Raw genomic sequence first — 20,094 nt, forward strand, 5'->3', positions numbered from 1 at the left:
ACCACAAGAATCTAATTTCCCTCCAAATCACCAAAAATAACTAGCAAACCTCTAATACAAGAAACTTCAATCTGATTTATCTCCAGTAATGAATTGCTACCTCAAAATTTTTTTCGTGAAAAATTGTAAATAAATACATAATTGTTAAGCAAAATTGTGGAAGCGGGTCTAACCTTAAAATGTAGGGAGAGCCTATTTTTCAATCGCTCGTCAGTTTTGACTGGTTAACAAGGGGAATGTGACTATGAGTATATTTGACCACTATCAATCACGTTATGAAGCAGCCAAGGAAGAAGAGCTGACACTGCAAGAGTTCTTGGCGCTGTGCAAAGACGACAAAAGTGCTTACGCCAACGCCGCGGAGCGCTTACTTCTGGCTATTGGCGAACCTGAGGTTATTGACACCGCGCAAGACCCTCAACTAAGTCGCATTTTCTCTAACCGAGTTATATCTCGTTACCGCGAATTCGAAGATTTTTACGGTATGGAAGACGCGATTGAACAGATTGTTTCTTATCTAAAACATGCTGCGCAAGGCCTAGAAGAACGCAAACAGATCCTTTACTTGCTGGGTCCTGTGGGCGGCGGTAAATCATCGCTTGCTGAAAAGCTAAAAGCTCTGATGCAAAAGCTACCTATTTACGTACTTTCTGCTGACGGTGAACGAAGCCCAGTAAATGACCACCCATTCTGTCTATTTGATGTCAATGAAGATGGTGACTTACTGAAAAATGAGTATGGCATCGAAAAACGCTATCTTCGTTCGATTATGTCTCCATGGGCCGCAAAACGCCTGCATGATTTCGGCGGCGACATTTCTAAATTCAAAGTCATCAAGCTACGCCCTTCTATCCTCGACCAAGTGGCGATCGCGAAGACAGAGCCTGGTGATGAAAACAACCAAGATATCTCTTCCCTAGTTGGTAAAGTAGATATCCGTAAACTAGAACACTTCTCTCAAGATGATCCAGATGCCTACAGCTACTCTGGTGCGCTGTGTAAAGCGAACCAAGGTCTGATGGAATTCGTAGAGATGTTCAAAGCACCAATCAAGGTACTACACCCTCTACTAACAGCAACTCAAGAGGGTAACTTCAACGGTACTGAAGGTCTTTCAGCGCTGCCATTCGACGGTATGATTTTGGCTCACTCGAACGAATCCGAGTGGCAGACATTCCGCAACAACAAAAACAATGAAGCTTTCCTAGACCGTGTGTACATTGTAAAAGTCCCTTACTGTCTGCGCGTTTCTGAAGAAGTTAAGATCTACAAGAAACTGCTTGAGCACAGTGAACTGTCGAACGCACCATGTTCGCCAAGCACACTCGACCTGCTATCGCAATTCAGCATCTTATCGAGACTGAAAGAGCCTGAGAACTCGTCTCTGTTCTCGAAAATGCGCGTTTACGATGGTGAAACCCTTAAAGATACCGATCCAAAAGCGAAGAGTTATCAAGAGTACCGCGACTACGCAGGTGTAGATGAAGGTATGTCTGGTCTATCGACTCGTTTCGCCTTTAAGATCCTATCTCGCGTGTTCAACTTCGACCAAGCCGAAGTGGCCGCGAACCCGGTTCACCTGTTCTACGTCATTGAACAACAAATTGAACGTGAGCAATTCCCGCAAGAAACCGCCGAGAAATACCTTGAGTTCTTGAAAGGATATCTAGTGCCACGCTACGTAGAGTTTATCGGCAAAGAAATTCAAACCGCTTACCTAGAGTCTTACTCTGAGTACGGTCAGAATATCTTCGACCGCTATGTAACCTACGCAGACTTCTGGATCCAAGACCAAGAGTACCGCGACCCAGAAACAGGTCAGCTATTCGACCGTGCTTCTCTAAATGGTGAGCTAGAGAAAATCGAGAAAACAGCCGGTATCAGTAACCCTAAAGACTTCCGAAATGAGATTGTGAACTTTGTGCTTCGTGCCAAGGCGAACAATAACGGTCAAAACCCGGTTTGGACCAGCTACGAGAAACTGCGCACTGTGATTGAGAAGAAAATGTTCTCCAACACAGAAGAGCTACTTCCTGTTATCTCGTTCAACGCTAAGACCTCAACGGATGATCAGAAAAAGCACGACGACTTCGTTGCTCGTATGATGGAAAAAGGCTACACCGAGAAACAAGTGCGACTGCTATCTGAGTGGTATCTAAGAGTTCGTAAATCCTCATAACCAAACGGTATAGAGCTGCTCAAATGGGCAGCTCATACCAACCAATAACTCTTATACCCGAGTAAAAGTAGGATCGCGACATCAGCTGAGAGGGAGTTCTTATGGCACAATTTATCGATCGGAGGCTCAATGGCAAGAATAAGAGTGCTGTAAACAGACAGCGCTTCTTACGACGCCATAAAGAGCAAATCAAAGAATCTGTGGCCGATGCAGTCAACCGACGCTCAATCACCAACACTGAAACTGGTGAGGACGTCACTATTCCTCATAAAGACATCAAAGAACCGAGCTTTCACCAAGGCCAAGGTGGCGTAAGAGAACGCGTGCACCCTGGTAATGATCAATTCATCACCGGCGACAAAATCGAGCGCCCGAAAGGTGGCGGTCAGGGGGGAGGGTCAGGCCAAGGGGATGCTAGTCCTGATGGCGAAGGTCAAGATGAGTTTACTTTCCAAATATCGAAAGACGAATACCTTGATATTCTGTTTGAAGATCTCGCTCTGCCTAACCTAGAAAAAAATCAGGTAAACAAGATCACTGAATGGAAAACCCACCGCTCTGGTTACCAAAGCGCCGGGATTCCATCCAACATCGCGATTGTTCGTTCGCTGCAGCAGTCACTGGCTCGTCGAACCGCAATGACAGCAGGTCGAAAACGCGATTTAAAAACGCTAATGGACCAGCTCGATCAAGTTCAAATGACCGAGCCCGCTCAACCGTTCGAAGAAGCTCGAATCAAGGAAGAGATTGCCGAGCTACGTAAAAAAATCGATAGCGTGCCGTTCATCGATACCTTCGATTTACGTTACAAAAACTACGAGAAACGCCCTATTCCATCTAGCCAAGCGGTGATGTTCTGCTTGATGGATGTGTCTGGCTCGATGGACCAAGCCACCAAAGACATCGCAAAACGTTTCTATGTGCTGCTGTACCTATTCCTTAATCGCACCTACGAAAATGTCGATGTGGTGTTTATTCGTCACCATACTCAAGCCAAAGAAGTCGACGAGCATGAGTTTTTCTACTCACAAGAGACCGGTGGCACCATTGTATCGAGCGCCTTAAAACTGATGAAAGAAATTGTCGCTGACCGTTACCCGGCTAATGAGTGGAATATCTATGCTGCGCAGGCGTCTGATGGTGATAACTGGGCAGATGACTCTCCTCGTTGTAAAGAGTTACTGGTCAACACGCTTCTGCCGACTTGCCAATACTACTCGTACATCGAAATCACGCGTCGCTCACACCAAACGCTCTGGCATGAGTATGAGAAGTTAGAAGCGAGCTTCGACAACTTCGCCATGAAAAACATCAAAACAGTGGATGATATCTTCCCTGTGTTTAGAGAACTGTTCCAGAAAGAGACAGCGTAAGGGGGCTTGCCATGATAGCGAAATCAAACGTTGCAGAGAAAGACAGAGCTGCACCAAAGAACAACGACAAGATGCTGCCTGATGGTCCAGATTGGACATTCAACCTCTTAGAGCGATACCACGTGGAAATTAAGCGTGTGGCGCAGCATTACCGACTAGACACTTACCCTAACCAAATCGAAGTGATCACTTCTGAACAGATGATGGACGCGTACTCGAGTATCGGTATGCCAATTAATTACAACCACTGGTCATTTGGCAAGAAGTTTATTCAAACAGAACAAAACTACAAGCATGGTCAAATGGGGCTCGCGTATGAAATCGTGATCAACTCAGATCCTTGTATCGCCTACTTAATGGAAGAAAATACTGTGACGATGCAAGCGCTAGTAATGGCACACGCTTGTTACGGCCATAACTCTTTCTTTAAGGGGAATTACCTGTTCCAAACATGGACAGATGCAAGTTCAATCATCGACTACTTGTTGTTTGCTAAGAAGTACATCAATGGTTGTGAGGAGAAATACGGCGTTTCAGAAGTCGAACAACTACTCGATTCTTGCCATGCCCTAATGAATTACGGCGTTGACAGATATAAGCGCCCAGAGAAGATCTCCATCGCAGAAGAAACCGCTCGCCAAGAAGAACGTGAAGCTTACCTGCAATCTCAAGTCAACGAACTGTGGCGCACTGTGCCACAAAACCGCGACAAAGAGGAAGAGCAGAAAGTACGCTTCCCAAGCGAGCCACAAGAGAACATTCTTTACTTCATTGAAAAGAATGCGCCTCTACTGGAACCTTGGCAGCGTGAATGTGTGCGTATAGTTCGCAAGGTCAGCCAATACTTCTACCCTCAGAAACAGACTCAGGTAATGAATGAGGGCTGGGCAACCTTCTGGCACTACACCATCCTCAACCATCTGTACGATGAAGGTTTAGTGAGCGATAAGTTCATCTTAGAGTTCCTACACAGCCACACTAGCGTAGTCGCGCAACCCGCCTACAACAGCCCGTATTTCAGTGGCATAAACCCATACGCGCTTGGCTTTGCGATGTTTAAAGACATCCGCCGTATCTGTGAAGAACCGACCGATGAAGACAGAGATTGGTTCCCGGAACTGGCAGGGTCAGATTGGCTAGAAGCGGTGCACTTTGCAATGCACAATTTCAAAGATGAAAGCTTCATCAGCCAATATCTTTCTCCGAAAATCATTCGAGACTTTAAGCTATTCGCAGTGCTCGATGACGACCGAAAAAACACCATTGAAGTGAGTGCTATTCATGATGACCCAGGCTACCGCCTGATCCGTGAAAAGCTAGCCGCGCAATACAATCTCAGCAACCTTGAACCTAATATTCAGGTATTCAATGTAGATGTCCGCGGCGATCGTTCAATGACACTCCAATATGTCCCTCATGACCGCATCCCTCTTGATAAAGGCTACGACGAAGTGATGAAGCACTTATATCGCTTATGGGGCTTCGATGTGATTTTAGAAGAGGTCAAAGACACAGGTCATAGAGAGATTCTGACTACTTGCCCGAAACGTAATGATTACGGAGCAAAAATCTAATACCCATCGCTGTTAATCGGTGATGAGTATAAGACTCCGCTCCCCCTACAACATAGTGGTCACCCGCTCGGAAGTGGAGCAACAAAAAAGCGCATAAGTCCAAGACTTATGCGCTTTCCTTTTAAGCTTCTTTTGGCTCTTACTTCTTGAGCTCTAACGTCTTATACCAATCACAGTAAGTAAGTGATCAAAAATAGCGTAGGAAAAAAGCTTGAGAACAAGGCAGAATTTTTAGATAAGTAGTTATTCTACAATCAAAAATTCTAACGAAGTTATCGAGGTTTTTAACAAGCTAGGATGAACAGTTACTTACTACGATTGGTATTAAACGAACACTATTAAACGATCGGCTTTTGACCGCGTTCAATCAGCTTCATCAGCACGCTGTCTGCAGATTTACCTGCTACGCCTGCGAGCTTATCTGATAGCTTTTTCTTCTGTACATAGTGAATCGCTAGCACTGTCTTGTCTTTGCATGCTTCAACGACTAGGTCATCAGAAGTGCGGATCTCATCCACCAGCCCAAGTTCGTGAGCTTGCGTACCAAACCAGTGTTCACCCGTCGCCACTTTATCAAGATCAAGTGCTGGGCGGTGCTCACGAATGAAGTCTTTGAATAGACCATGTGTCTCTTCTAGCTCTTCTTTAAACTTCTCACGTGCTTTATCGCTGTTCTCACCAAACATAGTCAGTGTGCGTTTGTACTCACCTGCTGTTAGCTGTTCGAACTCAATATCATGTTTCTTAAGCAGTTTGTTAAAGTTTGGCAGTTGAGCAATCACACCAATAGAGCCAACGATAGCGAAAGGCGCTGACACAATTTTGTCTGCAATACATGCCATCATGTAGCCGCCGCTTGCCGCCACTTTGTCTACCGAGATAGTCAGAGGCAGACCTGCTGCTTTGATACGATCAAGTTGAGAAGACGCCAAACCGTAGCCGTGAACCATGCCACCGCCAGATTCAAGCTTAAGTAATACTTCATCGCCTTCACGAGCCACAGCCAAAACCGCCGTTACCTCTTCGCGTAATGAAGCCACTTCTTTCGCATCAATGCTGCCGTTAAAATCAAGAACGAATAGATGTGGTTCACGCTTGCTATCAAGCTCCCCCTCTTTCACTGCTTTTTTCACTTCTTTACCGCGTGATTTTACTTTCTCTTTTTCCGCTTTCTTTTCTGCTTTATCACGGGCTTTGATGAAAGCATCATCGTGTAGATGGTGCTCTAATTGTTCGATTGTCTGTTTATGGTGTTCAGATAGGTTCGTGATTTCCAGCTCACCTTTAATCGCGCTTGATTTTCCACCCACAGATTTAGCAATGACTAAAATTGCGATTATGGCGATTACAACGGTCGCAATCTTGGCTAAAAACAAGCCGTAGTCCAACAAAAATTCCAATGTCATATCCCCTAATGTATGAATTAGTGTATTGTAACCATCTTGTCACGATTACCAAGAATTTCTCATCATTCCTGCGGTTATCTGTGTGATTAAACATCAATGGAATGGCGAACATAATAAAAGAAAGAAGGATAAGCACAGTGGATTACCCAATCTCTACAGATGCCCTCAAAGATAAAGTAATTTTGGTTACTGGTGCTGGTGCCGGTATTGGACGCCAAGCGGCACTAAGCTTCGCTCAACATGGTGCGACGGTTATTCTGCTAGGCCGCAATGTTAAAAACCTTGAATTTATTTACGATGAAATCGAAAGTGCTGGTTACCCACAGCCTGCGATCATCCCACTGGATCTAAAAGGCGCGACAAAGCAGAACTACATTGATATGGCTGAAACCATTGAGTCACAGTTCGGTCGTTTAGACGGTCTACTTCATAACGCTGGCGTTCTCGGTACTCTGAGCCCTTTTGAGCAGATTGATGAAGAGACTTTTGATGATGTTATGCAGATCAATGTGAAGTCTGAGTTCTTGATGACTCAAGCACTTCTGCCTGCTCTTAAGAAAGCGGAAGCAGGTCGTATCGTATTTACCTCTTCTACCGTTGGCCACTCTGGCCGTGCATTCTGGGGCACTTACGCGATCTCTAAGTTTGCTACCGAAGGTATGATGCAAATCCTAGCGGATGAGCTTGAAGACACCAACATCCGTGTTAATGCGATCAACCCGGGCGGCACTCAAACTCGAATGCGCGCAAAAGCATACCCAGGTGAAGATGCAAACAAGCTAAAAACGCCACTGGATATCATCCCACTGTACTTACACTTAATGAACCCAAGTGTGACAGATATTAATGGTCAATGTATCGACGCTCAACCTAAGTAGTTGATATTATAACCAATCGTAAAAAGTCGCTTTAATAGCGGCTTTTTTTGTATCTAAATCAAGTACCTAACACTGATACCAATCGTAGTAAATAACTGGTCATCCTAGCTTGTTAAAACACTCGATAACGGCGTTAGGAATTTTGATTGTAGAATAACTACTTATCGAAAATTTCTGCCTTGTTCTCAAGCATTTTTCCTGCGCTATTTATGATCACTTACTTACTGTGATTGGTATTATTCCCCTAATTTTCGTCATTTTGCTTTGCATCTTTTTCACGATTAAATATACTGTATAAATATACAGGTATTTAATTATGCATGAACTCATAAAAAACTTACAAGACCGCCAGCTAATCTGGAAAGGGCTACAATCAACAACGCTAGGAAGTACCACTTCAACAGGCTATCCGCAATTGGATAAACAGCTTGATGGTGGCTTTCCGACGCACGGCGTTATTGAAGTTGAATCACAACAAGGGATCGGCGAACTTCGCCTGCTTACCCCCTATTTAGCCCAGCAAAACTCACAGAAACTGGCCATATTCATTAACCCACCAGGGAAGATCTGTGCCGAGTTTTTTAGTAGCCAAGGAGTCGAACTTGATAACATCTTGGTGATCGAGCCTCAACGCGATCTCGATGCATTGTGGGCTGCTGAGCAATGCCTCAAGAGTGGTGCTTGTCATTCTGTATTGTTATGGGGAGCCGATCTCGAAATACACCAAACCAAACGCTTACAAGCTGCAAGTGAAACCGGTAAATGCCTGCAGTTTCACTTTAAATCCACCAGCCATAACCAATTATCCCTACCCGTTTCTTTAAGCATGAAGCTCTCTTCTCATGCTCAGGGGTTAAAGGTTGAAGTAACAAAAAGAAAAGGCAGTTGGTCATATGGCAGCTTTATTCTCGACATGACTCACCATTGGCCGTTGCTGACAGAGAAAGTCATCAGTATCGACAGTTCACACCGTGCCTTGTCTGATAATACTGTGCTGGCTTTTCCTATTGCGAAACAAGGCTAGCGTATGCTGTGGCTGTATCTGCACTTTCCATCTCTGCAATTGGATACCTTGTTTAACTCAAGTGAGTCGAGCTCAAAGGAAGAATCACACGAGCAACCTATTATCATCGTGGATGAAAAAGATCATCGTGTACTGCAAGCTAATCAAGTCGCGCGGGAATCAGGCATCACACTGGGTATGGGGCTAGGGTCAGCGGCGGCACTTTGCCATCACTTACACGTTCACCCATACAGCATTGAGCTTGAGAAAAACAAACTGAAAGAGATAGCTCAATGGGCGTACCTGGTGACTTCCGACATGACTCTGTTACCACCCAATGGCTTGTTGATTAAAGCTTCTAACATGCTATCGCTTTACGATGGACTGGATAACTACTGGCATGAACTCAAAAGCCATATTGAAGCTCTCAACATTAAGTTCAGTTTTGCCACAGGCTACTCACCGCTTTCTGCGATCCTTCTGGGCAAACAAGCGATCAATCAAGTAACAGACAATGTTCAACAGATGAAGGCTTGGGTTAACCAACAAGCATTGAGCTCTAGCGAGCTACCACCTAAGCAAGTTGAGCGCTTAAATCGTGTCGGTATTAATATCGTTGAAGAGCTATTGAAGCTGCCTTTGCAAGAAGTCGCACGTCGCTTTGATATCGACTTGGTCAATTATGTTGGTCGCCTCAATGGGCAATTCAAGCACCCTATTGATTTCTATCATCCACCAGAAAGCTTCCAGCAATATCTGGAGCTGTTGTTTGATATAGAGAACATTCTATTTATCGAAAAGCCGCTGCTGAAATTATTGGATCAACTGGAGTGCTTTTTGAGGCTACGTGACAGAGTCGCGTTTGAGCTAACACTGACTCTGCATCTCAGGGATAAAGACGACCACCATGTCTCTTTCTATTCGGCACAGGGCGACTACCTTGCTGAAAAGTGGGCTAACCTTACCCATCTCACCTTAGAGTCACTCAAGCTCACAGCCCCTGTTCAAGGGCTCACTCTCTCGTTAGCTCGTCATGGTGAGCCTCAAATGGCCTACCATGATCTTTTTGATGGCAATACCGGGACACTTGCTGCGTTAGATCTACTGTCACTGTTACAGGCAAAGCTCGGACAGGCATGCATTCAAACACCCAAAATACAGCAGGATCCTAGGCCAGAAAAAGCCAACCGCTACTCGCTTCCAACCCTGAGTAAAACCGTAGCAAAGAAACAAGCCACCGTTGAGGTTGTGGAACAAACAACACCCACTCTCAACATGGGTCAGCAGCGACTCAGGCCCAGTATTTTGCTGCCGGAGCCAGAAGCCTTAACCGAGAACGTCACCTTATCTCAGGGCCCTGAACGGATTGTTTCTGGATGGTGGGATGGCGAGAAAATCATTCGTGACTACTTTATTGCTCACAGTGAAAACGGTCGATGGTTATGGGTATTTAGAACACCAGATAAACAGTGGTTCTTACACGGCTTATTCAGCTAACTAACACTTATTCAGCTAACCAATAAAGAGTTGAATCGCCAATCCGCACCATTGACTCAATTTAAACGCCCCTTTCAATCATGTTTACTCGCAATGATTAAGTGAGATTACATTATGTCTCAACAATACTCAGAGCTTTTCTGTCAAAGTAATTACTCTTTTCTTGAGGGGGCTTCGCACGCGGAAGAGCTGGTTTTACAAGCCGACTTTTTACGCTACAAAGCACTTGCGGTCACCGACGAGTGCTCGGTCGCGGGTATCGTTAAGGTTCATTCTGCAATCAAGCAACACAAACTGACGATCAAGCAGATTGTAGGAAGCATGTTTTGGCTAAATGAAGAGTGCCAAATGGTTTTGCTGTGCCCAAATAGAAAGGCCTATGCCGAACTGTGCCGTATTATTACTAACGCTAGACGTCGTAGCAGCAAAGGACATTATCAGCTCTCTGAGTGGGATATCATGTCGGCTAAGCACTGCTTCATTCTATGGCTTCCTCAACAGAAAACTGAAGACGCCCATTGGGGACAGTGGCTTTCACAACATCACTCAGGTCGATTGTGGATTGGCTTGCAACGACACCTAAAACAGACCGATCAGCAGTACATCGATTACTGTGTGGAGCTGTCACATCATCATCACCTACCAATGACAGCTTGTGGCGGCGTGTTGATGCACAATGCTAATCGTCTGCCCTTGCAGCACTCACTCACTGCAATTAAATACCAAAAGCCCATTACCGAAGTGGGCACCCATCTATTGGCGAATGCCGAGCGCTGTTTGCGAAGCATCAATAAGCTCTCTCATATCTTTAAAACAGAGTGGCTAGAAGAGAGCAATCGCATCGCTGAGCTGTGTGACTTTGATTTGGATAGCTTGCGATACGAATACCCAAGTGAGCTGATCCCTCAAGGTGAAACTCCCATGAGTTATCTGCGCATGTTGGTCGAGAAAGGCAAACAGGCTCGCTTCCCACAAGGTGTCCCTAGTGACATTCAACAGATCATCGATAAAGAGTTAGGGCTTATTGACGAGCTCGACTACCCTTTCTTCTTCCTGACGATCCATGACATCGTCATGTTTGCCAAAAGCCAAGGCATTCTTTATCAAGGTCGAGGTTCAGCGGCCAATTCCGTGGTTTGTTACTGCCTAGAGATCACCTCTGTCGACCCAAGGCAGATCTCAGTACTGTTCGAACGCTTCATCAGTAAAGAGCGTGATGAGCCGCCCGATATTGATGTTGACTTTGAGCATGAACGCCGCGAAGAAATCATCCAATACATCTATCAAAAATACGGTAGAGAACGTGCTGCGCTTGCTGCTACGGTCATTTCTTATCGCTTCAAAAGTGCAGTAAGGGATGTAGGTAAAGCACTGGGACTACAGGAGACCCAGCTTGATTACTTCATTAAGAACACCAACCGCAGAGATAAAAGCCTAGGTTGGCAGGCTCAGCTCACGCTATTAGGGCTACAACCTGAATCTTTAAAAGGTCAGCAGTTTATCCATTTAGTTAATGAAATCATCGGCTTTCCACGTCACCTGTCTCAGCATGTGGGCGGCTTTGTGATCTCTTCTGGACCTTTGTATGAATTGGTTCCAGTCGAGAACGCCGCAATGCACGATCGCACAATTATTCAATGGGATAAGGATGACCTTGAAACTCTGGGGCTGCTTAAAGTTGATGTACTTGCACTTGGTATGCTGTCTGCCATTCGAAAATGCTTCGACCTGATCAAGCGTATTCATGGTCGCTCGTTAACGATCGCAGAGATCACTCGCCTTAAAGATGATCCTCAAGTTTATGGCATGATTCAACGAGCAGACACCGTTGGCATATTCCAGATTGAGTCACGAGCCCAAATGAGCATGCTTCCAAGGCTCAAGCCAAGGACGTACTACGACTTGGTGATTCAAATCGCTATCGTACGCCCAGGTCCTATTCAAGGTGACATGGTGCACCCTTATCTCAAGCGTCGTGATGGTATTGAGCCAATCAGCTATCCCTCGAAAGAGGTTGAATCCGTTCTATCGCGCACTATGGGTGTGCCTATATTCCAAGAGCAAGTGATAAAACTCGCCATGGTCGCCGCAGGGTTTACAGGTGGTGAGGCGGATCAGCTCAGACGTGCGATGGCCGCTTGGAAGAAAAACGGCAACGTATTTAAATTTAAAACCAAAATCATTGAAGGCATGCAAAAGCGAGGCTATGACACTGAATTTGCCGAGCAAATCTTTAAACAGATATGTGGCTTTGGTGAGTACGGCTTCCCGGAAAGTCATTCCGCTTCGTTTGCAGTACTCGCGTATTGTTCAGCTTGGTTAAAATGCTATTACCCTGAGTGCTTCTACGCCTCCTTACTGAATAGCCAACCTATGGGGTTCTACAGCCCATCGCAATTGGTACAAGATGCTCAGCGACACAATGTAGCGATACTCCCAGTATGCGTGAATACCTCTCAAGACAACCACACCGTTGTCTCTCAGCAAAACGGTTTAGCCATACGTTTAGGGATGAGACAAATCAAAGGCTTGAGTGAACATGGTATCCAGAGTGTGTTAGCTAACCGGCCGAGCTCGGGTTATCACCACCCTAACCAGGTAAAACAGTTATCAATCAACAAGAAAGACATTGAGCTACTTGCCTCAGCAAATGCGCTTCACAACGTTTCAGGTGACCGCTTTCAAACTCGCTGGGCGATTATGGACTCGGCCTCTGATCTACCCTTGTTTAGTCAAATCGATGACAGCTTTGAAAAAGATAATGACGAACAAGGATTGCGACAACCCAGCGAGATGCAGGATTTACTTGCGGATTTCACCAGTGTTGGGATCTCTTTGAATAAGCACCCCATCACGTTACTGGAAGAAGCTAACCGACTCGGTCGATTCACTCATATGAAAGACTTAAAACAACAACGACACAAATCCATGGTCACCGTTGTTGGGCTTGTAACGGGTAAGCAATCCCCCGGAACTGCAGCAGGCGTCACCTTTGTCACACTGGAAGATAATACGGGCAATATTAATGTGGTGGTATGGGGAGCAACGGCGCGCGCTCAACAGCAAGCGTATCTCACAGCCAAGGCGTTAAAGGTGCAAGGCATCCTAGAAAAAGAAGGTGAAGTGGTACATGTGATTGCAGGTAAGCTTATCGATATTACCGATGAGATTGTTGGCTTAAAAACCAAATCGCGAGACTTTCACTAACAACTCAAATTACTGTTTTATATCGACAAATAAAACGAAAAAGGGAAGCGCCAGCTTCCCTTTATTTCAAATTGTTGAGTTATACCTCAACGTCAGCTTCCGTACGTCTTTTCTTAAATTCCCTATATAGTAATAAGCTTAAAGTCATGACAACTTTAGACGTTAACCATATCATTAAAAGGAACTACCTTAAATTGTGCGTGAAAAGTTACGTGAGTAGTTGAGCATATTTTGTTATGAGAAATATGCTGCATCAATAATAGCAAACGTTTTCCATAAGATCACCCAAAACAGACTGCATGTCGGTATAAATTACAAAATCTGACGCATACGCTCCTGAGTTACCTCAACCAACAAGTCTGGTTGGAACTTAGAAATGAAGCGGTTACACCCTACTTTTTCAACCATTGCTTCATTAAAGCTTCCGCTTAATGAGGTATTTAGCGTAATAAACAGGTCGTACATTCTTGGGTCAGAGCGCACTTCATGAGTCAGTTTGTAGCCATCCATCTCAGGCATTTCAGCATCAGTGATCATCAATAGTATTTCTTGATTGATGTCTTTGCCTTCATCACACCAGCCCTTAAGTAAATTCAGAGCTTCTAAGCCGTCACAACATTCAATAATGTTCAAACCTAATTGCGACAAGGTGCCCTTGATTTGGTTACGCGCGGTTGAAGAATCATCAACGATAAGTACATTACGCCCTATCATCTCTTGAGCTAACTGCTCATCTAACACACCTTCAGAGATCGACACATCGTAATCGATGATCTCTGCTAGCACCTTCTCAACATCGATGATCTCAACGATTTTGTGCTGTTCTTCTTCTTGAATATGCGTGATAGCGGTTAGGTAGTTTGCACGACCTGTTGTCTTTGGTGGCGGCTGGATTTCAGTCCATGTTGTATTGACGATATTACGCACCTGTCCAACCAAGAAACCTTGTACAGTTCGGTTGTACTCCGTAATGATCAAGTTACTTTCTTGAGACTCTGCACGTGACGGCGGAAAGCCAATGGCACTTCGCAGATCAATCACAGGTACTGATTCACCACGTAAAGAAGCCACCCCTGTAATATGGTGGTGGGAGCCCGGTAAGCGAGTAAGTACCGGCACTTTTAGCACTTCTTTAACTTTAAATACGTTAATCGCAAATAATTGGCGACTATTTAAGCTGAATAACAAGAGTTCCAGACGGTTTTCACCAACCAGTTTCGTTCTCTGATCAACCGAATTTAAAACGCCAGACATACAACACCTTAGTGACAAATAATAACTGTGGCTACAATAGCCTACTTCAATGGGTTAAAGCAAAGCGCTAATGCACAGAATGCTTAAACTAAGTACAACAAATGTTGTTATACGAAGCTTAAGTACATGGAAAGGATCGGGGAAGGCTAAAAGAAGAGAAAAAGAGTTAGCCTTCAATAACTTTCATTAGCAACTGACCGTCGTAGAGAGCCTGCTTGATAAGCGCAGCACCAGGCATCGTTGCTTGTTTGTAGAATCGAGATTCCACCAGCTCTAAATCTTGGTGGTAAACCGATAAGCTCTGCTCTTCGATACATTTTTGAATCGCAGGGTACAGAACGCTCTTAGCTTGGTTGATGACACCACCGACTAAGATTTTCTCTGGGTTGAACAAGTTAATCACAATGGCAATCGCAGAACCTAGATAACGGCCTAACTGCTCAATCACTTCGACCGCCAGCGGATCACCATCAGCCGCAGCAGCACAGATTTGTTCAATCGTGACATCTTCAAAAGCAGTCAGCGTGGATTCCTCACCATTGGCTAGACGCTCTTTCACTTGCTCACGAATCGCTTGTGAACTCGCAACCGTCTCTAAGCAGCCTCGGTTACCACAATGACACAGCTTGCCTTCCTTATCGATCTGGATATGCCCCAACTCACCGATGTTGCCATGACGACCTTGTAAAACGCGGCCATCAAGAATAATCCCGGCACCTAAACCGTGGTGAATAGAGATTAAGACAGAGTTGTCATTATCTTGAGAATTACCAAACAACTTCTCAGCCAGCGCCCACGCGCGAGTATCATTGGCAATAAAAACCGGCAAGCCCGTTTCTTTGTAGATCTCAGGACCCAAAGCTAAGTTTTCGACATTGTAATGCGGCATTTGCAACACAATACCCTGCTCTGAATTCACAAGGCCTGGAAGCGTGACCGCGATACTGGTTACCCTGTCGAGCTGCTCAGCATAAGTTTGGAAGAATTCGTCGATTTCATGAAGAAGACGCGCAAGTACATCATCTTGGTCGCGTTCGTGAATGTCGATCTTCGTATCGATAAGCACATCGCCGCCCAGTTCATGAAGCGCGATAGTAAGATACCCGCGTCCAAGACGCATCGACAAGAATTGCCAACCTTCATTGTTGGTTTGCAAGCCAACAGCAGGACGTCCGCGAGTCGTGGCTTCTTGAACCGTCGTCTCGTGGATAAGGTGAGCTTCCATGAGTTCACGGGTTATTTTGGTAATACTCGCCGGAGCCAACTCACTTTGTTTGGACAGATCGATACGAGAAATAGGACCTTTAAGGTCAATTAGTTTATATACACGACCAGCATTGACCTGTTTGATATGATCAATATGGCCCGGTTGAGCCATGTACATTTTACGCTCCAGAAATCATCAACGAGATAATTTTTTTACTTTGCGAAGTAATTGTGAAGTCACTTGGTATATCGCCGTGACCAGTATCACGTATATACATGAATCTTTGTGTATCGAGTCAAATAGTTCGAGGAAAATTAACACCCAAATCGATAATTTACGACTTAATTTTCAGAATAAAACATCGCGTTTGAGCCCTGAATTCAATAATTAAAAGCAAATCAAGAAATATCCTCCTAGCTCCCAATAAATTATCAATTAATGCATATACTTAATTCAGTCTTTTAAAAAGATTACTGGCCTCACTCTAGGAGTATTCATGACAGCTGAATTAAGAAAAACGAAAATCGTCACAACGCTAGGCCCTTCTACCGATAAAGGTAACGTGCTTGAAGAGATCATCAAAGCAGGTGCCAATATTGTTCGTATGAACTTCTCCCACGGCAGCAGCGACGACCATATACAACGTGCAGAAAAAGTCAGAGCAATCGCAAAAAAACTGGGGACACAAATCGCTATCCTCGGCGACCTTCAAGGTCCCAAGATTCGTGTGTCGACATTCAGAGATGGAAAAATTCAACTGGCTGTTGGTGATGAATTCACCCTCGACAGCAGCCTAGGTTTAGGCGAAGGCAATCAAGAAGCCGTTGGCCTCGACTACAAAGAGCTGCCGAATGATGTCTCAGCCGGCGACATTCTGTTACTTGATGATGGACGTGTGCAACTCAAAGTCACCAAGGTCGAAGGTTGCCGCGTTCATACCGAAGTCATCATTGGCGGTCCGCTATCCAACAACAAGGGCATCAACAAAAAAGGCGGTGGGCTTTCTGCAGAAGCGCTAACCGACAAAGACAAACGAGACATCGTCACCGCCGCCCAAATCCAAGTCGATTATCTCGCTGTCTCTTTCCCTCGTAACGGCGAAGACATGCACTACGCTCGCCAACTTGCGCGTGAAGCAGGTTTAGAAGCTCACCTGGTCGCCAAAGTAGAGCGAGCAGAGACAGTATCGACCGTTGAGAACATGGATGACATCATAATGGCTTCAGATGTGGTCATGGTGGCTCGTGGTGACCTCGGAGTAGAAATTGGAGACCCAGAGTTGGTCGGTGTACAAAAACAGCTTATACGCCGCGCTAGAGCCCTTAATCGCACTATCATCACTGCAACTCAGATGATGGAATCAATGATCTCCGCTCCAATGCCTACCCGTGCTGAAGTAATGGATGTAGCGAACGCAGTCCTTGATGGTACTGATGCGGTAATGCTGTCTGGTGAAACCGCTGCCGGGCAATACCCAGTAGAGACGGTAAAATCGATGGCTGAAGTGTGTGTGGGCGCCGAGAAGATGGCAAACGTCAATCAGTCCAACTACCGAATTGACCGCACTTTCGTGACAGCAGAAGAAACAGTATCAATGGCAACCATCTACTCTGCCAACCACATGGAAGGCATTAAAGGTGTAGTCACGCTGACTGAGTCTGGGCGCACTGCTTTGATGATGTCTCGCTTAAGTGCTGACATGCCTATCTACGCTTTGTCTCGTAACGAAGGAACGCTAAACCGTTGTACCTTGTATCGAGGCGTAACCCCTATCTATTTTGAGACAGAAGCCAAAGATTGCTTTGACATTGCACTATCGACACTTGCTTGCTTAAAAGAGAAAGGTCATCTCAAGTTTGGTGATCTCGTGATCATTACTCAAGGCGATATCATGGACGTGGCTGGCTCAACCAACTGTATGAGAATCCTACCTGTCACCTAGCTAAAAGCAGATGAAGCAAAAAACAGCGACAACATGAGATAAAAGTAAAAGGGTTATCGAACTAAGTTCAATAACCCTTTCTTCATTTCAGTATGTTATCTCAACAAAGCTAGCTATAGCATTCCGCCCGTATTATTTATCAATAACAATACTTGCCAATTGCGGCATATGGGAACTGCGAGCGTTTTCTGTTGTGGTATAAGTTTCAACGAATCGATAGCCGGCTTCTAAACCCAATTCGTAATCATGGAGCAAATCTTCTTTGTCACTCATTAAAGAGCTCGATTTTAACGGTTTACTTGGCGCGATCTGCACCACAAAGACATCATCCGGAGGAGAATTCAAAAAGTCTTGAGTCAACGAGTAAGTTTGGTAGTGCACCATCAACATGTCGGCCAACCCAGAATCAAACTTATCACCAATTAAATGGCTTAAACGGTAAATATCATCAGCACCAAACAGCCATCGACCGCCATTAAGTAAATCTAAATGCCCACGGTCACGCTTCTGTTCTTTAGAGCGTAGGATCTGCTGCTGGAAGAAAGAGGTCCAGTCCGTCTTCCATTGCTCCACTTTTTGTTGCCAATGGCCTTGAACACTATCGAACGATTCTCGGAACCACTCCAACTCCTCGGCAGTTACCGGTTTAGGTGCTTGAATTTTCTGTTGCTGCTGCGGAGCTTGAACTAGCGGTCTCCCCTCTTCATCCGTTACAGGTTCTGTACGAATCACAACAATTGAACGAGCCTGCCTACGCCACGCCTCTTGAACGGGAATAGAGGCAGACACGCCGCCATCCACATAAGCACTATCACCAATCAAGATCTCATCATTGTACAAACGAGGAATGGCACAAGTTGCTATCATCACCTTATACCAATCGTCTCCCAACAGAGGGAAGTAGTGATCTCGTAAATCTTTAGAACCCGTTACCGCCGCATAGAAGTGCCGCTCACCTAAGGTTTGTCGCCCTAAATCAAGGTCGAGCTTGTAGGGATAAGCCATGATTTGCTCTAAGGCCCACTCAAGCCCTAAATTCTTCCTGTGCCGTATGTAAGAGAACAGATTGAAGAACTCTGGGGAGGTGGTCAGGTCAAGGACAAAAGAGCGCCCTAAACCTTTATCACGGCACAAATAGGCACATAAGTTAAGCGCACCTGCCGAGGTACCGAAAAACTCATCGAAAGGGTCAAAATTAGAGAGGAGAAAAGCGTCGAGAACGCCTGAGGTAAAAATACTTCTCTGTCCGCCACCTTGAGCGACCAGTGCTGTTTTACCAGCAATAAACTTAGCGTAATAATCTAAGTCTATTGCGGTATCAATATTGGTTACGAACCCACTATTCATTATTTCCTGAGTATCAAAACTCAGCCTCGCAATAAATGGTATTAACTACCGATCGCAATAAAGCCAAATGAAAGAATGATTACGTAGATGAACGCTGTAATTTGTAGGGCATTTTTCAGATTATGTTCCATAGACACCTCTGGCTTATTATTAATTTGTTGAGTCACTATTTAAGTACTATCAGGTGTGTGAAGTATCTTCAAGAATCGTCGAAATTAGTCGCACGATATTGATGTAACCATCACAATTAGTAAGTGTATGGATAAGGATATACTCATGAATAACAAAGCAAATATGATGACGTTGGTTGCACTTTTTTCGGTTTCGAGTGTTTATGCCTCACCGGAGATCATTATTACTCCAATGGTTGGTTATACCGCCGGAGGGAGTGTTGAAGATCAAGATGGTAAAAACTATGACATGAAAGGATCTGAAAATTACACCTTTGCCATTGAAACGCCGCTTGAGAAAGGACGTATTGGCTTCTTTTACTCGAATCAAAGCTCAGAGCTGGAAACGCTTAACCTAAGCTCTTCAATCCAATACCTGCACTTTCAAAGTAGTATTTACTACCCTGCATCTTCGGTTCTGTCAGGATACCTAGGCTTAGGACTGGGCGCCTCTTATGTTGATGTGGACTGGGCAAAAGATAAATACGGTTTCTCGACGTCGATTTTTGGCGGTTTAGAATATAAGTTTAGTGACCGCTTAGCGCTCAATACCCAAGTTCGTTGGTTAGGTACCGTCGTAGATAACGACACAACCGGCGTATGCAACATTCCAAGCAATGGCCAAGACTGCATTATTCGCTTTGATACAGACTGGATGAACCAATTCCAAGCCAATGTCGGATTAAGTTTTACTTTCTAAATGACAATGCATACTACAGAAATGAAAAAGCCAACTAATTTGCCTGTCTCTTGATCACAAGTTGAGCTGATCAAGAGACTTAGCCAACTCATATCCCTCAAGGATGGTTTGTAACCTAAACCATCCTTGCCATAACACCTTTATCGAAGCTCGACCTGTCCGCTTACTATCTTTCCATCCTCCCAACCGAGCTATGCCTTTATAAGCCCATGATATATTCGGAGCCTCGTTTGGTAGTTCTTTCTTCTCCAACTTAAGCCACATGAGCTTCCAGGCTTTGCCTTTAAATACCCGCTCACAATTGACCTTGGATAGCTCTTCGGACTTATTCATAAATCGCAACTGGAGTAAGCGAGT

General features: G+C 44.9%; 15 protein-coding genes. 9 read left to right on the forward strand and 6 right to left on the reverse strand.

Annotated elements, in window-relative coordinates:
- Positions 1–244 precede the first annotated feature (244 nt).
- The 3 genes from JC606_RS09495 to JC606_RS09505 all read left to right on the forward strand — a co-directional run bounded on the left by JC606_RS09495 (position 245) and on the right by JC606_RS09505 (position 5,126).
- On the forward strand, positions 245–2,179 hold the full coding sequence (locus tag JC606_RS09495) for a PrkA family serine protein kinase (RefSeq protein WP_004737402.1): 1,935 nt from the start codon (positions 245–247) through the stop codon (positions 2,177–2,179).
- Positions 2,180–2,280: 101 nt separating this feature from the next.
- Positions 2,281–3,552 (forward strand): YeaH/YhbH family protein, encoded by a 1,272-nt coding sequence (locus JC606_RS09500; RefSeq protein WP_004737401.1) that lies wholly within the window; start codon positions 2,281–2,283, stop codon positions 3,550–3,552.
- An 11-nt stretch (positions 3,553–3,563) separates the two neighbouring features.
- Complete coding sequence (locus JC606_RS09505; protein ID WP_198778494.1) at positions 3,564–5,126, forward strand: SpoVR family protein; 1,563 nt, start codon at positions 3,564–3,566, stop codon at positions 5,124–5,126.
- Between the two features lie 338 nt (positions 5,127–5,464).
- Here the strand turns inward: JC606_RS09505 and sohB are convergent, their stop codons facing one another.
- Complete coding sequence (gene sohB, locus JC606_RS09510) at positions 5,465–6,526, reverse strand: protease SohB (RefSeq protein WP_443083681.1); 1,062 nt, start codon at positions 6,524–6,526, stop codon at positions 5,465–5,467.
- Positions 6,527–6,669: 143 nt separating this feature from the next.
- Here sohB and JC606_RS09515 point away from each other — a divergent pair, with 143 nt between their 5' ends.
- The 4 genes from JC606_RS09515 to JC606_RS09530 all read left to right on the forward strand — a co-directional run bounded on the left by JC606_RS09515 (position 6,670) and on the right by JC606_RS09530 (position 13,117).
- A complete protein-coding gene (locus JC606_RS09515; protein WP_017629695.1) occupies positions 6,670–7,410 on the forward strand; it encodes a YciK family oxidoreductase in 741 nt (246 codons plus the stop codon).
- A 316-nt stretch (positions 7,411–7,726) separates the two neighbouring features.
- On the forward strand, positions 7,727–8,434 hold the full coding sequence (gene imuA, locus JC606_RS09520) for a translesion DNA synthesis-associated protein ImuA (RefSeq protein ID WP_198778496.1): 708 nt from the start codon (positions 7,727–7,729) through the stop codon (positions 8,432–8,434).
- Between the two features lie 3 nt (positions 8,435–8,437).
- Positions 8,438–9,910, forward strand: coding sequence for a Y-family DNA polymerase (locus JC606_RS09525; RefSeq protein WP_198778497.1), 1,473 nt, complete (start codon positions 8,438–8,440; stop codon positions 9,908–9,910).
- A 114-nt stretch (positions 9,911–10,024) separates the two neighbouring features.
- A complete protein-coding gene (locus JC606_RS09530; protein WP_198778498.1) occupies positions 10,025–13,117 on the forward strand; it encodes an error-prone DNA polymerase in 3,093 nt (1,030 codons plus the stop codon).
- A 312-nt stretch (positions 13,118–13,429) separates the two neighbouring features.
- On the opposite strand, the gene JC606_RS09535 is transcribed toward JC606_RS09530, so the two are convergent.
- Both JC606_RS09535 and mlc read right to left on the reverse strand, forming a co-directional pair.
- A complete protein-coding gene (locus JC606_RS09535) occupies positions 13,430–14,371 on the reverse strand; it encodes a chemotaxis protein CheV (RefSeq protein ID WP_137407679.1) in 942 nt (313 codons plus the stop codon).
- A gap of 166 nt (positions 14,372–14,537) precedes the next feature.
- Positions 14,538–15,755: a sugar metabolism global transcriptional regulator Mlc gene (gene mlc, locus JC606_RS09540; protein ID WP_102426030.1), complete on the reverse strand. Its 1,218-nt coding sequence runs from the start codon at positions 15,753–15,755 to the stop codon at positions 14,538–14,540.
- Positions 15,756–16,074: 319 nt separating this feature from the next.
- Here mlc and pyk point away from each other — a divergent pair, with 319 nt between their 5' ends.
- Positions 16,075–17,520, forward strand: a complete 1,446-nt coding sequence (gene pyk, locus JC606_RS09545; protein ID WP_198778499.1) for a pyruvate kinase — start codon at positions 16,075–16,077, stop codon at positions 17,518–17,520.
- Between the two features lie 132 nt (positions 17,521–17,652).
- Here the strand turns inward: pyk and JC606_RS09550 are convergent, their stop codons facing one another.
- Both JC606_RS09550 and cydH read right to left on the reverse strand, forming a co-directional pair.
- Entirely contained in the window at positions 17,653–18,867 is a 1,215-nt protein-coding gene (locus tag JC606_RS09550; protein ID WP_198778500.1) for a patatin-like phospholipase family protein, read from the reverse strand.
- 41 nt (positions 18,868–18,908) lie between these two features.
- The gene (cydH, locus tag JC606_RS09555) at positions 18,909–18,998 is read right to left on the reverse strand and encodes a cytochrome bd-I oxidase subunit CydH (protein ID WP_105057857.1); all 90 of its coding nucleotides are present in this window, start codon (positions 18,996–18,998) and stop codon (positions 18,909–18,911) included.
- A gap of 145 nt (positions 18,999–19,143) precedes the next feature.
- Here cydH and JC606_RS09560 point away from each other — a divergent pair, with 145 nt between their 5' ends.
- A complete protein-coding gene (locus tag JC606_RS09560; RefSeq protein ID WP_061033770.1) occupies positions 19,144–19,737 on the forward strand; it encodes a hypothetical protein in 594 nt (197 codons plus the stop codon).
- Positions 19,738–19,791: 54 nt separating this feature from the next.
- Here the strand turns inward: JC606_RS09560 and JC606_RS09565 are convergent.
- Positions 19,792–20,094: IS4 family transposase (locus JC606_RS09565; protein WP_269819901.1), on the reverse strand; the 303-nt coding region annotated here is incomplete at its 5' end.

Source organism: Vibrio sp. IB15, from assembly GCF_016406055.1.
Classification (GTDB): domain Bacteria; phylum Pseudomonadota; class Gammaproteobacteria; order Enterobacterales; family Vibrionaceae; genus Vibrio; species Vibrio chagasii.

What these genes read in the sequence shown, in the direction of transcription:
- JC606_RS09495 (WP_004737402.1), top strand. Translation starts at nt 245, where the DNA reads ATGAGTATATTTGACCACTATCAATCACGTTATGAAGCAGCCAAGGAA.
- JC606_RS09500 (WP_004737401.1), top strand. Translation starts at nt 2,281, where the DNA reads ATGGCACAATTTATCGATCGGAGGCTCAATGGCAAGAATAAGAGTGCT.
- JC606_RS09505 (WP_198778494.1), top strand. Translation starts at nt 3,564, where the DNA reads ATGATAGCGAAATCAAACGTTGCAGAGAAAGACAGAGCTGCACCAAAG.
- imuA (WP_198778496.1), top strand. Translation starts at nt 7,727, where the DNA reads ATGCATGAACTCATAAAAAACTTACAAGACCGCCAGCTAATCTGGAAA.
- JC606_RS09525 (WP_198778497.1), top strand. Translation starts at nt 8,438, where the DNA reads ATGCTGTGGCTGTATCTGCACTTTCCATCTCTGCAATTGGATACCTTG.
- JC606_RS09530 (WP_198778498.1), top strand. Translation starts at nt 10,025, where the DNA reads ATGTCTCAACAATACTCAGAGCTTTTCTGTCAAAGTAATTACTCTTTT.
- JC606_RS09535 (WP_137407679.1), bottom strand. Translation starts at nt 14,371, where the DNA reads ATGTCTGGCGTTTTAAATTCGGTTGATCAGAGAACGAAACTGGTTGGT.
- mlc (WP_102426030.1), bottom strand. Translation starts at nt 15,755, where the DNA reads ATGTACATGGCTCAACCGGGCCATATTGATCATATCAAACAGGTCAAT.
- pyk (WP_198778499.1), top strand. Translation starts at nt 16,075, where the DNA reads ATGACAGCTGAATTAAGAAAAACGAAAATCGTCACAACGCTAGGCCCT.
- JC606_RS09550 (WP_198778500.1), bottom strand. Translation starts at nt 18,867, where the DNA reads ATGAATAGTGGGTTCGTAACCAATATTGATACCGCAATAGACTTAGAT.
- cydH (WP_105057857.1), bottom strand. Translation starts at nt 18,998, where the DNA reads ATGGAACATAATCTGAAAAATGCCCTACAAATTACAGCGTTCATCTAC.
- JC606_RS09560 (WP_061033770.1), top strand. Translation starts at nt 19,144, where the DNA reads ATGAATAACAAAGCAAATATGATGACGTTGGTTGCACTTTTTTCGGTT.